The organism is Streptomyces herbicida, from assembly GCF_032656585.1.
GTDB classification, from domain to species: domain Bacteria; phylum Actinomycetota; class Actinomycetes; order Streptomycetales; family Streptomycetaceae; genus Streptomyces; species Streptomyces herbicida.
This window is the reverse complement of sequence record NZ_JAUYWJ010000002.1, coordinates 681,628-694,767: the sequence shown is the minus strand read 5'-3', so window position 1 is coordinate 694,767 and position 13,140 is coordinate 681,628. Positions and strand designations below refer to the sequence as shown.

Below are 13,140 nucleotides of genomic sequence, written 5' to 3'. Positions count from 1 at the left end.
CTTGATGGGGTAAGGCTCCCAGTAGACGACTGGGTTGATAGGCCGGATATGGAAGCCAGGTAACTGGTGGAGTTGACCGGTACTAATAGGCCGAGGGCTTGTCCTCAGTTGCTCGCGTCCACTGTGTTGGTTCTGAAACCACGAACAGCCCCGCCCGTGATGGGTGGTGCGGCGTTCACAGTTTCATAGTGTTTCGGTGGTCATAGCGTGAGGGAAACGCCCGGTTACATTCCGAACCCGGAAGCTAAGCCTCACAGCGCCGATGGTACTGCAGGGGGGACCCTGTGGGAGAGTAGGACGCCGCCGAACAAATCTTGAGAGAGAGCCCCAACTCCGGTTGAAAAACCGTGAGTTGGGGCTTTTTCGCATTCACGCCATGGTCATGGCCACGTCACCTCGGTTCCCTGACTGACGGTGTCAGTCGGCCGCGGTGAAGGTCACCTTCGCGGTGTCGACGGTCCCGCCCCGGCGACCGGGTGCGCTCTGCCACTTCCAGTAGAGGTTGGTGTGGGCGATCACCTGCTCCGGGGCGGGTGCCCCGTATGCGGAGAGATCCTCCGTGGTGTGGGCGTCGGCGACCAGCGTCGCGTCGTACCCGCGGACGATGGCACCGTGCAGGGTGGAGCGGATGCACGCGTCCGTCTGGGCGCCGGTGACGACGAGCCGGCCCACGCCGCGCTCGGCCAGGACGGACTCCAGGTCGGTGTCCTCGAAGGAGTCCGGGTAGTTCTTGTGGACGAGGGGCTCGGTGTCGTGACGCTTCAGCTCCGGGACGTACTCCCAGCGCTCGCTGCCGGACTCCAGCTGTTCGTCGGAGTGCTGCACCCAGATCACGGGGACGTTCTCGGCGCGGGCCTTGTCGATCAGGACGTTGATGTTCGCTATGACGCAGTCACGGTTGTGGGAGCCCTCCACCACCCCGTTCTGGACGTCCACGATGAGCAGTGCGGTGTTCGGCCGGTTCTGCAGAGTCGTCATGGCGACCACGGTAGACCGCGGCACTGACAACGAGCCCGGCACGCCTATTTCAGGTGAGCGGTCCGGTGGGCGGGTACTAGCGTGGCCGCATGAGCAGCTTGATCAGCGACGATTACGTGATCCGGGCGATACGGGCCGACGAGTGGCAGGCCGCCAAGCGGCTGCGGCTGGACGCGCTGCGGGACCCCGTGGCGCACCTGGCGTTCCTGGAGACGTACGAGAAGGCCGCGGCCGAGCCGGACGCCTTCTGGCAGGGGCGGGCCGAACGGTCCGGTGAGGGGGCGGCCGGTGCCCGGCAGTTCATCGCCGAGGGGCCGGACGGTACGTGGGTCGGCACGCTGACCGTGCTCGTGGAGGAGGCGGGTTCCACCGACTGGGCCGGCTTCGCGGTCGACCGGAAGCAGGGGCATGTCGTAGGGGTGTTCGTGCAGCCCGGGCACCGGGGGATCGGGCTGACGGAGGCTTTGTTCGCGGCGGGGCTGGAGTGGGCCTGGGGGGTCGGGGCCGAGCGGGTGCGGCTGATCGTCCACGAGGACAACGGGCGGGCCCAGGGCTTCTACCGCAAGGTGGGGTTCGCACCGAGCGGGGTCACCGTGCCGTTGGAGCAGGCCTCCGGGGAGTCCGAGTTGGAGTTCGTGCTCGAAAAGTCGTAACGAGGCTTCTCAGACCGGCAGTTCGTGGTGCGGCCAGCGGGCGCGGCCCTGTTCCCGGGAGCGGAGCAGGGCCAGGGCCGGCAGGCCGCGGTCCGCTCCGCCGGTCAGCAGCTCGGGAAGCTGGGGGAGCGGGGCGACGGCCGCGATGTCGTCGAGGACGAGGGTCAGTGGTGGGTCGAGCCGACCGGAGGATGACCGTTCGGCCATGCGCCGGCCGTGCTCGACCACGCTTGAGACAAGTGCCGTCAGGAGGGGCATCGCACCTGGATTGGTCCTGGGATCCTCGATGGATTCACCCAGCACATAAAGCGTGCCCCCTTCGTCGACGAAGGAATCCAAGGCAAGCGCATCAGTTCGGTTCGGAGTGCATGCCTCGCGGATGTTGACCGTGGAGAGGGCGGCCAGTGCGCGGCTCGTCAACTCCTGGGCGATGTCACGGCGTTCGGGGTGCCCGGTGAGCGCGGCTTCCAGTTCGCCCGCGGCGCCGGGGGCCGCCTTGGGGTTCGTACGGAGGGTTCGTACCGCGTCCTGGATCTGGGCGCCCTGGGTCCAGCGGTGGACGTGGCGGATGGTGCGGCCGTCTATGGCGGCGGCGTGCAGATAGCTGCGGAGCAGGGTTTCGGCGGTGTCCGCGAGAGCCTGGTCGATCTTGGCTGTCGGTCTGACCGGGGCCAGGAGGGCCGTGGCTCGTTGTGCCGCCGTCTGCTTGTCCTCGCAGCCCGCCGTGGGGGACCAGTGGAGGCGGGCCGGGGTGTCGCACAGGTGGGTGGGGTCGTAGAGGAGGACGGGGCCGAGCTTGGCCCTCGCGTCCTTGGTCTCCGACCAGAGGGTGGGGTTCGAGGTGACGACGAGCGCGGGGCCTTCCGCGTCTCGGATGGCCCGGGCCGCGGTTGCCCGGCGGGCCGCGGGTGGGGCGTAGAGCACCGCGCCTTCGGCGCGGTTCGCTTCCCACCCGCCCACCGGTTTGCTGTCGGCCAAGAGGCCCGGCCCCTCCGCGGGCCCGGACTCGGTACGAGGTGCCGGCACCTCATGCGCCGGAGCGGCCGTCGCCGCCTCATACGCCCCAGGGGACGCCGGAGCCTCCGCCGCGCCCGCAGCCGAGGCCGCCTTCGCCTTGGCCGCCCCCTTGTCGAAACTCCGTCTGACTTTCCCCGCCCGCCACCGCGCCAGCGTTCCCATCACGAACACGGTCAGGACGAACAGCACCATCAGCTGGCCGATGAACAGGCCCCAGAACAGCCCGTACCCGGAGAGCTGCCCGGCCGGTGTGTCCGGCCAGGCGCCCGTGATGTCGTGCGGTTCGCCGATGAGGTGCCGCATGGCCGGCGGGGTGCGGGTGAAGGTGACCGCGGACGGCCACGAGCCCTGGGCGAACCAGCCGGCCAGTCCCGTCGCCGTCCACACCAGCAGGGTCATGCCGAGGAGGAACGCGAGTATGCCGATCAGCAGTCCGTCGGGAATACCGCCCTGGTTATCCCGCCGGGGGTCTCGGTGGTCGTCGGGTCTCACGGGTTCCTCCCTACGCCACCGTCGATTCGGAGTCGCCGAGGTGCTGTTCCACGAAGGCCGCCGCGCGCTCCTCCGCCTCCAGCTCGGCCGCCCGCAACGCGTCGTCGGACTCCAGGTCCCGGGACGACTCGGTCATCGCGCGGTCGGTGAAGACCAAGGGGCGTTCCGTCTCCGTCACCAGGTGCTTGACCACCTGGACATTGCCGTTGACGTCCCACACCGCGATGCCCGGGGTGAGCGTCGGGATGATCTCCACGGCCCACCTGGGCAGACCCAGCACCCGGCCCGTCGCCCGCGCCTCGTCCGCCTTCTGGGCGTAGATGGTCCGCGTCGAGGCCATCTTCAGGATCGCGGCCGCCTCCTTCGCCGCCGCGCCGTCCACGACGTCGGACAGATGGTGGACCACCGCCACGAAGGACAGACCCAGCCGGCGCCCGAACTTCAGCAGCCGCTGGAACAGCTGCGCCACGAACGGGCTGTTGATGATGTGCCAGGCCTCCTCGACCAGGAAGATGCGCTTCTTCCGGTCGGGGCGGATCCAGGTGTGCTCCAGCCACACGCCGACGATCGCCATCAGGATCGGCATGGCGATGGAGTTCCGGTCGATGTGGGACAGGTCGAAGACGATCAGCGGGGCGTCGAGGTCGATGCCGACCGTGGTGGGGCCGTCGAACATGCCGCGCAGGTCACCGTCGACCAGGCGGTCGAGGACCAGCGCCACGTCCAGGCCCCAGGCCCGTACGTCGTCTATGGCGACGTTCATCGCCTCGGCCGACTCCGGCTCCGGGTGCCGTAGCTGCTCGACGATGTCGGACAGCACCGGCTGGCGCTCGACGATCGTCTCGTTGACGTACGCGTGCGCCACCTTCAGCGCGAAGCCGGACCGCTCGTCGAGGCCGTGCCCCATCGCGACCTCGATGATCGTGCGCAGCAGCGCCAGCTGGCCGGTCGTCGTGATCGAGGGATCGAGCGGGTTGAGCCGGATGCCGTGGTCCAGGGCCGCCATCGGGTCCAGCCGGATGGGAGTTATCCCCAGCTCTTCCGCGATGAGGTTCCATTCGCCGACCCCGTCCTCGCCCTGTGCGTCCAGGACGACGACCTGGCGGTCGCGGAAGCGCAGCTGGCGCAGGACGTACGTCTTCTCCAGGGCCGACTTGCCGTTGCCGGACTCGCCGAGGACCAGCCAGTGCGGTGCCGGGAGCTGCTGGCCGTACAGCTGGAACGGGTCGTAGATGTAGCCCTTGCCGGAGTAGACCTCGCGGCCGATGATCACGCCGGAGTCGCCGAGGCCGGGGGCGGCGGTGGGGAGGTAGACCGCCTGGGCCTGGCCCGTGGACGTGCGCACCGGCAACCGGGTCGTCTCGACCTTCCCGAAGAGGAAGGCCGTGAAGGAGTCGGTGAGGACGGACAGCGGATCCCGCATGTATGGCCCCTACCTTCGAATACCGGTGGCGAACGGGAGGGTGTTCACGAAGGCCCGGTGGTGCTCGCGGTCGCACCACTCCAGCTTCAGATACGACTTTCCGGCCGAGGCCCTTATGGTCCGCTTGTCGCGGTTGAGTGCCTCCGGTGAGCGGGAGGACACGGTGATGTAGCCCACGAGGTTGACCCCGGCCGCGCCACTGGCCAGGTCCTCGCCGCGCTGGTCGAGACGGTTGTGGGCGGCGATGTCGCGCGGGTCGACGGTGCGGTTCATCTTGGCGGCGCGGCTGGCCTCGGCCTCGTCGTTCGTCTTCTCGGTCAGCATGCGCTCGATGGCGATCTCGGTGGGTTCGAGGTCCATCGTCACGGCGACCGTGCGGATGACGTCCGGGGTGTGGACCAGCAGGGGCGCGAGGAAGTTGACCCCGACCGGCGTCATCGGCCACTCCTTCACCCAGGCGGTGGCATGGCACCAGGGCGCGCGGGTGGAGGACTCCCGGGTCTTGGCCTGGAGGTAGGTGGGCTCCATGGCGTCGAGCTCGGCCGGCCAGGCATTGCGTTTCGTCATCGCCTGGATGTGGTCGATCGGGTGGTCCGGGTCGTACATGGAGTGGATGAGGGAGGCGAGCCGGCCCTGGCCGAGCGGCTGGCGCACCCGCATGTCCGCCTCCTGGAGGCGCGAGCAGATGTCTGTCAGCTCGCGCGCCATGACGACCGCGAGCCCGGCGTCCCGGTCCAGCTTCCGGCCGGCCTGCGGCCGGGCGGCCCGGGCCATGGCCTGTGCCTCGGAGGCCAGCTCGCGGGTGTAGTGCATGCAGGCGACGAGGTAGGCGCGGTGCTGCTCGCTGCTGGTGGACACCATCGACTGCAGCTGGTCGTACGAGCGCGCCAGCCAGTCGGGCGCCTTCTCGTCCCCGCGCAGCGCGACGTCCTTGGCGTGGGCGTCCGGGTCGGCGGGGAGGGTGCGGGCGAGCATCTGGAGCCGGGTGACGAAGCCGTCGCCGTTGGCCACGTGCTTGAGCAGCGTGCCGAAGCGGTCGACGAGGGCCTCCTGGTCCTCGGAGTCGCGCAGACCGACGCCGGGCCCCTCGATCTCGATGGCTGCGGTGACGGTACGGCGGTCGGCGTGCAGCAGGACGGCGATCTCGTCCGGCCCGAAGGGTGCGGCCAGCCAGTTGATGCGGCCGATCCCCGGCGGCGGTCCGATCTCGATCTCACGCCCGTCGAACCGGGTGCCGGCTTCCATCGCCCCGCTGCGGTAGACGGTGCCCCGCCGCAGGGTGCGCTTGTAGCTGCGGTTGATCTCGAACCACTTGTAGAACGTACGGCGCTTGTACGGCACGTACACCGCCATCAGCGCCAGCAGCGGGAAGCCCATCAGCAGCACGATGCGCAGCGAGAGGACGGGAACCAGGAGCCCGCACATCATGCCGAGGAACGCGCCCGCGATGATCAGCGCGATCTCGCCGGACTCACGGTTCCGTCCGACGATCGCGTTCGGCCGGGCGCGGCCGATGAGATACGTACGGCGGGGCGTGACCGGATGGGACATGTGGGACTCGGTCGTCAACGCCCTTCACCTCCCGAGCGATTGCTGCTGTTGCGTGTGTTGCTGGCGTGCGGGCTGTTCGTCGGGCTGGGCGCGCGCGGCGCGGGGGTGGTGGAGGGGACGGATCCGCCGCCACCTCCGTTCGAGCTGCGCGAGCTGTGCGCGGCGACTCCGCCCTGGGCCGGGTTGGCCGGGCGGGGGGTGTTGGAGCCGCCGGACTGGCCGCCCCCTCCGTTGTTGTCGGCGCGGGCGCTGTGTGTCTTGATGCCCTGCGCGACCAGGGTGGCCGGGGAGCTGATGACCGCGGCGGCCTTGCCCTCGGCGCCCTGCATGATGCGGTTGTTGCGGCCGTTGGCGATCTCGTCGCCGAAGCCCGGGACGAAGCGGTAGATCATCGCGCTGGCGAAGATGGCGAGCAGGATGATGGCGAGGCCGGAGACCACGGCGGAGAAGGCGTTGGGCCCGTTGTCGCTGGACAGGGCCCCGGCGAGGCCGAGCACGATGACGATCACCGGCTTGACCAGTATGACGGCGATCATGATGCCGGCCCAGCGGCGTACGTGGCCCCAGAGGTTCTTGTCGACGAGGCCCGCGTAGACGACGGTGCCGAGGAGGGCGCCGACGTAGAGAAGGGCGGCCCTGATGACGAGCTCCAGCCACAGGATGCCGGCGGCGAGGATGCTGACCAGGGAGACGACGATCAGCATGATCGGGCCGCCGCCGATGTTCTCGCCCTTGTCGAGGGCGCCGGAGAAGGTGCCGAAGAAGGTGTCGGTCTGGTCGCCGGTGGCTTTTGCGAGTACGTCTGTGACGCCGTCGGTGGCGGAGACGACCGTGTAGAGGATCAGCGGGGTGAACGCCGACGCGAGCACGGTCAGCCAGAGGAAGCCGATCGCCTCGGAGAGGGCGGTGGTGAGGGGGACGCCGCGCACCGCGCGCTTGGCCACGGCCAGCAGCCACAGGAGGAGCGTCAGGATCGCCGACGCCGCGAAGACCACCGCGTACTGCTGGAGGAACTTGGCGTTGGTGAAGTCGACGTTCGCGGTCTCCTTCACGGCGCCGCTGAGCTTGTCGATGGTCCAGGAGGCAGCGTCCGCGCAGCCCTTGGCGAGCGAGGAGAGGGGGTCGAGGGTGGAGAGGGGGTCTTTGGGGGTGCCGGTGGATCCCTTGGAGCCGCTGTCTCGTTCGCAGTACTGCTTCGCGGGCCCGATCAGCAGGTCACACGGGTTGTTGCTCTTCGACGGAGACGGACTTGGAGTTGGTGCGGCGATGGCGCGGGTTGCCAGCAGCACGGCCGTTGCCTGTACGGCGGCCACCAAGCCGGTGAGCTTGAGTACGCGACGCGGGTTACCGGGCATACGTGAACCCTCCGTACTCCTCGATGGCTTTGCTGATCTCGTCAGAGCTGGCGGCCTTGTCATCACCGGGAACCGGCGCCGGGCCGTCCTGCTGGGTGTCCGCGGTGATCTTCCAGTCGCCGTCGGCCCATTGCAGGTCGAAGGTCCAGGTCTTCCAGGTCGAGCTCACGGGGTCGGTCGAGTTCTCCGACGACATACCGATGAGGCCCATGTACCAGACGGCGACCTTCGTGGTGCTCCCGCTGTACTGCTCGACCTTGGTGCCCACTGGGACGGTTCTGGACACGAAGGTGCTGCCCTGTGGCGGATTGCCGTTCGCGTCGAGACCCATCTTGCCGAGGAAGCTCGCCGAGTAGGCGGTGTCCATCGCGCTCTGGAGCTTGGCTGCCGCAGCTGCCGTGTAGATGCGGTCGACGATTCTGTGCCGGTTGTCTTTGTTGAACATACCGGTCGAGCCCAGCGTCACCGCGTAGTTAGCCGCCGCACTCTCCGCCCCCTGCCGACTATGCGCAAACCCCGCCGGAATCCCCCCCGCCTTCGACTCCACCGGCTTCGTCCCGCTTGCCGCTGTCGATGACGTGGCCGGCTTGTCGGTGGTGTTGTCGGTGGACGACGCCTCGTCACCCCCACGGTTCGCAAAGGCGATCGCGGCGATCAGGAGGACCACCACGCCGACGACCGTGACCAGGCTCCGGGAGGACGAGCGGCCGCCGCGCCGGGCGCCGCCGTAGGGGTCGCCCTCGGGGAGTCGCGTGCGTGTCTGACCCGTGTCGGCGTACCCGCCGGAGGAACCGTGCTCGTCTCCGAGACTCATGCCGCGTTAGCCCCCTCGTACCGGACCGCGTAGGTATACGACGGTAGCCGTGCTGGTTCCCGCGCGGGCGCGGTGTGGTGACTCGACATCAGGGAAACGCAACCTCAGCCGGTGGGCACGACGGGCGGGTGGGGTGGGGGGAGACGACAGGGCCGGACCGGGCGCGCCCGGGGCGCGGTTACACGGCCATTCCGTACACGATGGTGAACAGCGTGCCCAGGGAACCGATGATGAAGACTCCCGTCAGACCGGCGATGATGAGGCCTTTGCCCTGTTCGGCGCTGAAGGTGTCCCGGAGGGCCGTCGCGCCGATGCGCTGCTTGGCCGCACCCCAGACCGCGATGCCGAGGCAGAGCAGGATGGCCACGGCCATCACCACCTCGATCATCACCTTCGCCTCGTTGCCCAGGCTGCCGAAGGGGCCCCAGTCCGGAGCGATCCCGCCGATGATGGTGTTGATGTCTCCCTTGTCGGCCGCAAAGAGCATGTAAGTCACCGCCCCTGGTGGGTAGTTCTGAGAGGCCCCTGCGGTGTGCAGAGGTCACGCCTCATTCTCGCCGAGAATGTCGCTGTCGTATGTCGACTTGGCGTCATTGCTTGGCGGGTTTCGTACGAATGGCACGTACGGTCACTCTGTGTATCACGGCAGGTCACGCCGGGCAACGAGGCCTGAGCGGAACCTGTCGTGTGGTTCCGTCGTTGACCCCTATTACGACCTGGCACGGTTTCTGACGGCTGGTCGGGTGAGCCCTCGAGACGATGTTCTCACGGTACGCATGACGAACGGGCCCCGGCTGCGGCCGGGGCCCGCGCCATCTGCCGTGTACCTCCGGTCCGTTCGCCCGGGCAGGAAGAACGGGCCGCGGCCGGCTGCCGTGGCCCGTTCCCTTTCCGTGCCGCCGAGGGGACCCCACGTCCCCCTCACCGTGGCGGCTCCCCGTGACCCGACGGGGACGTCATGCCGTCCAAGTTGCCGTGGGAGAAGGGGACTTCGTGTCTGCGGACGGGGTGGCATGCGCCTGGACGGCGGTGCCCAAGCCTGAGAGGAGGAGTGCCGCCGTGGCCGTGGACGCGGAGCCCATGCGGCGTCATCTGCCGTGTATGTGGGGGGTGGTGGGGGGCGTGGGCAACGTACGGCCTCCTGGGAGTGGGTGGCAGAGGCCTGTGCGTGGGGGGCCGCCGGTGTGTGCCGGTGGGGGCTGCGGCCTGGAACAACCCTCGCTTGTTGAGTACGCGACAACAAGGCAGGTGGCGGAATTCTGACTTCCGCGTTACTGAAACGGCCGCCGGGCTTACCCGTCATTGGGGGCCGGATGGTGCCGGGGTGGGGGCGGCTTGACCCGGCGCACAGGCCGGGCACAGGCCGGGGGCAGGGCGGGTACGGCCTGACCGGCCGTGTTTCTCGGCTCAGCGGGGCTTGAGTCCGTGCAGCAGGTGGTGCACATGCTCGTCCAGGCCGGCCAGGGCCTGGTCCGCCGGGATCGAGCCGTTGGCGGCGAAGGAGGCGAGCCCGTGCATGCTCGCGGCCGCGACGAGGGTGATGCGCTCCGGGTCGCCCGCGACGATCTCGCCCCGCGTCTGCGCATCCGCGACCAGCCGCATGAAGGACCCGACGGACCGGTCCACCTCGGCGGCGAGCTGTGCGGAGGCCTCGGGGTCGTGCTTGCGCGTGAACATCAGCTCCAGCAGCGCGGCGTTCTCCGCGGCGAACCCGACGTACGCCTTGGCCAGCGCGCACAGCCGCGGCTCCAGCGCGAGCGCGGGATCGTCCGCGGACTCCAGCGCCTGGGCCAGTCGCTCGTACCCGGCCAGGGCCAGGGCGTCGAGCAGTGCCTGCTTGTCCTTGAAGTGGCGGCCGGGGGCGGCGTGGCTCACCCCGATCTCGCGGGCCAGTTCGCGCAGGGACAGCGCGCCGGCGCCCCGGTCGCGCAGGGTGCGCTCGGCGGCCTCGAGGAGGGCGGCGCGCAGGTCTCCGTGGTGATAGGGGCGGCTCTCGGGCATGCGGACCATCGTATCGGGGTGTAGACGGCGGCAGCATTGTTGGCGACGTCACCATTGTTGTCATTGACAGCATTGTAGGCGACGCCTACATTGAAGCCATGGCTGACAAGAACGACGCGCTCAAGGCGCGCACATGGAACGCGACCCACCTCCCCGACCTCCGTGGCCGTACGGCCGTCATCACCGGCGCCAACAGCGGCATCGGCTTCGCCGCGGCCGACGCGCTGGCCCGTGCGGGAGCCCATGTGGTGTTCGCCGTACGAGACCTCGAGCGCGGCCGGGCCGCCGCAGTGAAGGTGACCGGCAGTACGGAGGTACGCCGCCTGGACCTGGCGGACCTCGCCTCCGTACGGGAGTTCGCCGAGGCGTGGCAGGGTCCGATCGATCTGCTGATCAACAACGCGGGCGTGATGATGCTCCCGGAGCAGCGGACGAAGGACGGCTTCGAGATGCAGTTCGGCACGAACCACCTCGGCCACTTCGCCCTGACGAACCTGCTGCTGCCCCACGTCAGGGAACGGGTGGTGACGGTCTCCTCCGGTGCCCACCGCATGGGCGACCGCGCGATCTCCTTCGAGGACCCCAACCTCACGGGCCGCTACACCCCGCAGCGCGCCTACTCCCAGTCCAAGCTGGCGAACCTCCTGTTCACCCTGGAGCTCCAGCGCCGCCTGACCGAGTCCGGCTCGCCCGTCCGTGCCCTCGCGGCCCACCCCGGCTGGGCCGCCACCAACCTGCAGAGCCACGCCGCGAACCCGGTCGCCCGTGGTGTCATGCTCGTCGGCAACCGATTCCTGGCCCAGGACGACCGGGCGGGCGCGTTGCCCACCCTGTACGCCGCGACCCAGGACCTGCCAGGGGCCAGCTATGTCGGCCCGGACGGCCTGGGCGAGATGCGCGGCGCGCCGACCCTGGTGGGCCGTATCGCGGCGGCGAGCGACCCGGCGGCCGCGCAGCGGCTGTGGGCCCTGTCCGAGGACATGACCGGCATCAGGTGGGGTCTCAAGATCGCCGAGGCGGTGTGACAGGGGCTGTCCGAATGGCGTGAAGAGGCGGCGGCTACCGTGAGCGGAATCAATCGCTTCAGGGAGGTGGCCGGATGGACGCAGACCCCGTGGACTTCACGCTCGGCGGCCGTACGGCCCTGGTCACCGGCTCGGTACGCGGCCTGGGCCTGGAGATGGCCCGAGGGCTGGCCGGAGCCGGCGCCCGAGTGATCCTCAACGGGCGCGACCCCGCCGCCCTCGACGCCGTGGTCGCGCAGCTCCGTGAGGACGGGCTGGATGTGCTGGCCGCCGCCTTCGACGTCACCGACCGCCGGGGCACCGACGAAGCGGTGGCCGCCCTCGGCGACATCGATGTCCTGGTGAACAACGTGGGCCACCGCGAACGGCGGGGCATCGAGGATCTCACCCCCGACGAACTGGCCCATACCCTCGACGTCCATCTGACGTCGGCATACGCCCTGAGCCAGACGGTCGCCCGGGGCCTGTCCGAGCGCGGCACTCCCGGCCGCGTCATCAACGTCTGCTCGGCCGTCGGCCGGCTCGGCCGGGCCGGGCACGTCTCCTACACCACCGCCAAGGCAGGTCTGGACGGTCTCACCCGCGCCCTCGCCGCGGACCTCGGCCCCACTGGTACGACCGTCAACTCGCTGGCACCGGGCACCTTCGCGACCGACGGGAACGCGGACCCGGCCGATGACCCGGACCGGGACCGCTGGCTGCGCACCCGAACGGCCCTCGGCCGCTGGGGCCGACCGGCCGAGATAGCGGGCATCGTCGTCTTCCTGGCGAGCGATGCGGCGTCCTTCATCACCGGGCAGACGATCGCGGTGGACGGCGGGATGACGACGACGTTCTGACCGGGGCGGCTGCTGGTCAGCAGGTTGGCCCAACGGGAGCGGTACGCACGAGGCGGGGGAGAGACCCGCACAGTACGGTGGTCTCGAACCGGACTTGAGCCGGCCGGGGTGCGGTGGTCCGGAGCCGACAGGGCGGTTCACAGAAAAATCTCAGTGAAGTCGGGAACCGTTTCTCACCTTCGTGGGACAAAGTGGGGCCTGATGAAGCGCTTCTCACGCATCTCAGGTACCTCGCGTCCCGTCCTGCTCGGTGGCGCGATGGTGTTGCTGGCCGTCACCTCGGCTTCCGTCGCGGCGGCCGATGACGGGCCGGGACCGCTCGGGGTCACCGCCGTGGCCGCCGTCACCGCGCGCAGCGCGCGGGTGGGGGCGCTGTTCAGCGCGGACAAGGCCGACGATCTCACCGGGAATCACTTCTGCACCGCCTCCGTCGTGCACAGCGCCCAGCGGAACCTCATCGTCACCGCGGCGCACTGTGTGGACGGCGACGACTCCGCCTTCGTGTTCGTCCCGGGGTACCGGGACGGGCGGGCGCCGCACGGGGTGTGGAACGTCGGGAAGCGATTTCTGCCCGACGGGTGGTCCGAAGGGCAGGACGAGGACAGCGACATCGCCTTCGCGTTCGTGGAGGAGTTGGACGGGAAGCGGATCGAGGACGTCGTGGGCGGCAATCGCTTCGCGACGGGGATGGCGACCGGGGCAACGGCGGTGACCGTCACCGGTTACCCCGACACCCACGAGGCACCCATCAGCTGCACCAACAAGCCCTCCGCACACAGCGGTACGCAGCAGCGCATCGACTGCCCCGGCTTCAGCGGAGGAACCAGCGGCAGTCCGTGGGTGAACGGGGACCACGAGGTCGTGGGCGTGCTGGGCGGGCACGAGCAGGGCGGGTCCACGGACGACACCTCCTACAGCGTGGTGCTGGGCGCGGAGGCGGCGGAGCTGTACCGGGACGCGGTGACCGATCCCTGAGCGGACGCACATATGGG

Annotated in this window: 12 protein-coding genes and 2 rRNA genes; 6 read left to right on the top strand and 8 right to left on the bottom strand. The window is 69.5% G+C overall.

Annotated features, from left to right (window positions below):
• Positions 1-106 (top strand): 23S ribosomal RNA (locus tag Q8A52_RS07005); the annotation flags it as partial.
• A gap of 86 nt (positions 107-192) precedes the next feature.
• A 5S ribosomal RNA gene (rrf, locus tag Q8A52_RS07000) occupies positions 193-309 on the top strand.
• Between the two features lie 108 nt (positions 310-417).
• Here rrf and Q8A52_RS06995 read toward each other — a convergent pair.
• Positions 418-978, bottom strand: coding sequence for a cysteine hydrolase family protein (locus tag Q8A52_RS06995; RefSeq protein ID WP_316749933.1), 561 nt, complete (start codon positions 976-978; stop codon positions 418-420).
• An 89-nt stretch (positions 979-1,067) separates the two neighbouring features.
• Here Q8A52_RS06995 and Q8A52_RS06990 point away from each other — a divergent pair, with 89 nt between their 5' ends.
• Entirely contained in the window at positions 1,068-1,631 is a 564-nt protein-coding gene (locus Q8A52_RS06990) for a GNAT family N-acetyltransferase (protein WP_316749931.1), read from the top strand.
• A gap of 9 nt (positions 1,632-1,640) precedes the next feature.
• On the opposite strand, the gene Q8A52_RS06985 is transcribed toward Q8A52_RS06990, so the two are convergent.
• The 7 genes from Q8A52_RS06985 to Q8A52_RS06955 form a co-directional block, all read right to left on the bottom strand.
• Positions 1,641-3,140 carry a type VI secretion protein gene (locus Q8A52_RS06985; protein WP_316749929.1) on the bottom strand — a complete coding sequence of 500 codons (1,500 nt, stop codon included), beginning with the start codon at positions 3,138-3,140 and terminating at the stop codon, positions 1,641-1,643.
• A 10-nt stretch (positions 3,141-3,150) separates the two neighbouring features.
• On the bottom strand, positions 3,151-4,563 hold the full coding sequence (locus Q8A52_RS06980) for an ATP-binding protein (protein WP_316749927.1): 1,413 nt from the start codon (positions 4,561-4,563) through the stop codon (positions 3,151-3,153).
• Between the two features lie 9 nt (positions 4,564-4,572).
• Positions 4,573-6,114, bottom strand: a complete 1,542-nt coding sequence (locus Q8A52_RS06975; protein ID WP_408649177.1) for an SCO6880 family protein — start codon at positions 6,112-6,114, stop codon at positions 4,573-4,575.
• Positions 6,115-6,128: 14 nt separating this feature from the next.
• On the bottom strand, positions 6,129-7,469 hold the full coding sequence (locus tag Q8A52_RS06970; protein ID WP_316749925.1) for a hypothetical protein: 1,341 nt from the start codon (positions 7,467-7,469) through the stop codon (positions 6,129-6,131).
• Positions 7,459-8,283: a hypothetical protein gene (locus Q8A52_RS06965; RefSeq protein WP_316749924.1), complete on the bottom strand. Its 825-nt coding sequence runs from the start codon at positions 8,281-8,283 to the stop codon at positions 7,459-7,461. Before Q8A52_RS06965 ends, Q8A52_RS06970 begins: the two co-directional genes overlap by 11 nt.
• 178 nt (positions 8,284-8,461) lie before the next feature.
• Positions 8,462-8,770 carry a hypothetical protein gene (locus Q8A52_RS06960; protein ID WP_014673544.1) on the bottom strand — a complete coding sequence of 103 codons (309 nt, stop codon included), beginning with the start codon at positions 8,768-8,770 and terminating at the stop codon, positions 8,462-8,464.
• A gap of 920 nt (positions 8,771-9,690) precedes the next feature.
• Positions 9,691-10,293 (bottom strand): TetR/AcrR family transcriptional regulator, encoded by a 603-nt coding sequence (locus Q8A52_RS06955; protein WP_316749922.1) that lies wholly within the window; start codon positions 10,291-10,293, stop codon positions 9,691-9,693.
• A gap of 89 nt (positions 10,294-10,382) precedes the next feature.
• Here Q8A52_RS06955 and Q8A52_RS06950 point away from each other — a divergent pair, with 89 nt between their 5' ends.
• The 3 genes from Q8A52_RS06950 (at position 10,383) to Q8A52_RS06940 (ending at position 13,123) form a co-directional block, all read left to right on the top strand.
• Entirely contained in the window at positions 10,383-11,309 is a 927-nt protein-coding gene (locus Q8A52_RS06950) for an oxidoreductase (protein WP_316749920.1), read from the top strand.
• Positions 11,310-11,383: 74 nt separating this feature from the next.
• Positions 11,384-12,148 (top strand): SDR family oxidoreductase, encoded by a 765-nt coding sequence (locus tag Q8A52_RS06945; protein WP_316749918.1) that lies wholly within the window; start codon positions 11,384-11,386, stop codon positions 12,146-12,148.
• A 201-nt stretch (positions 12,149-12,349) separates the two neighbouring features.
• The gene (locus Q8A52_RS06940; protein ID WP_316749916.1) at positions 12,350-13,123 is read left to right on the top strand and encodes a trypsin-like serine peptidase; all 774 of its coding nucleotides are present in this window, start codon (positions 12,350-12,352) and stop codon (positions 13,121-13,123) included.
• The last annotated feature ends 17 nt before the right edge of the window (positions 13,124-13,140 follow it).

What these genes read in the sequence shown, in the direction of transcription:
- Q8A52_RS06950 (WP_316749920.1), top strand. Translation starts at nt 10,383, where the DNA reads ATGGCTGACAAGAACGACGCGCTCAAGGCGCGCACATGGAACGCGACC.
- Q8A52_RS06940 (WP_316749916.1), top strand. Translation starts at nt 12,350, where the DNA reads ATGAAGCGCTTCTCACGCATCTCAGGTACCTCGCGTCCCGTCCTGCTC.
- Q8A52_RS06960 (WP_014673544.1), bottom strand. Translation starts at nt 8,770, where the DNA reads ATGCTCTTTGCGGCCGACAAGGGAGACATCAACACCATCATCGGCGGG.
- Q8A52_RS06990 (WP_316749931.1), top strand. Translation starts at nt 1,068, where the DNA reads ATGAGCAGCTTGATCAGCGACGATTACGTGATCCGGGCGATACGGGCC.
- Q8A52_RS06970 (WP_316749925.1), bottom strand. Translation starts at nt 7,469, where the DNA reads ATGCCCGGTAACCCGCGTCGCGTACTCAAGCTCACCGGCTTGGTGGCC.
- Q8A52_RS06945 (WP_316749918.1), top strand. Translation starts at nt 11,384, where the DNA reads ATGGACGCAGACCCCGTGGACTTCACGCTCGGCGGCCGTACGGCCCTG.
- Q8A52_RS06965 (WP_316749924.1), bottom strand. Translation starts at nt 8,283, where the DNA reads ATGAGTCTCGGAGACGAGCACGGTTCCTCCGGCGGGTACGCCGACACG.
- Q8A52_RS06980 (WP_316749927.1), bottom strand. Translation starts at nt 4,563, where the DNA reads ATGCGGGATCCGCTGTCCGTCCTCACCGACTCCTTCACGGCCTTCCTC.
- Q8A52_RS06955 (WP_316749922.1), bottom strand. Translation starts at nt 10,293, where the DNA reads ATGGTCCGCATGCCCGAGAGCCGCCCCTATCACCACGGAGACCTGCGC.
- Q8A52_RS06975 (WP_408649177.1), bottom strand. Translation starts at nt 6,114, where the DNA reads ATGTCCCATCCGGTCACGCCCCGCCGTACGTATCTCATCGGCCGCGCC.
- Q8A52_RS06995 (WP_316749933.1), bottom strand. Translation starts at nt 978, where the DNA reads ATGACGACTCTGCAGAACCGGCCGAACACCGCACTGCTCATCGTGGAC.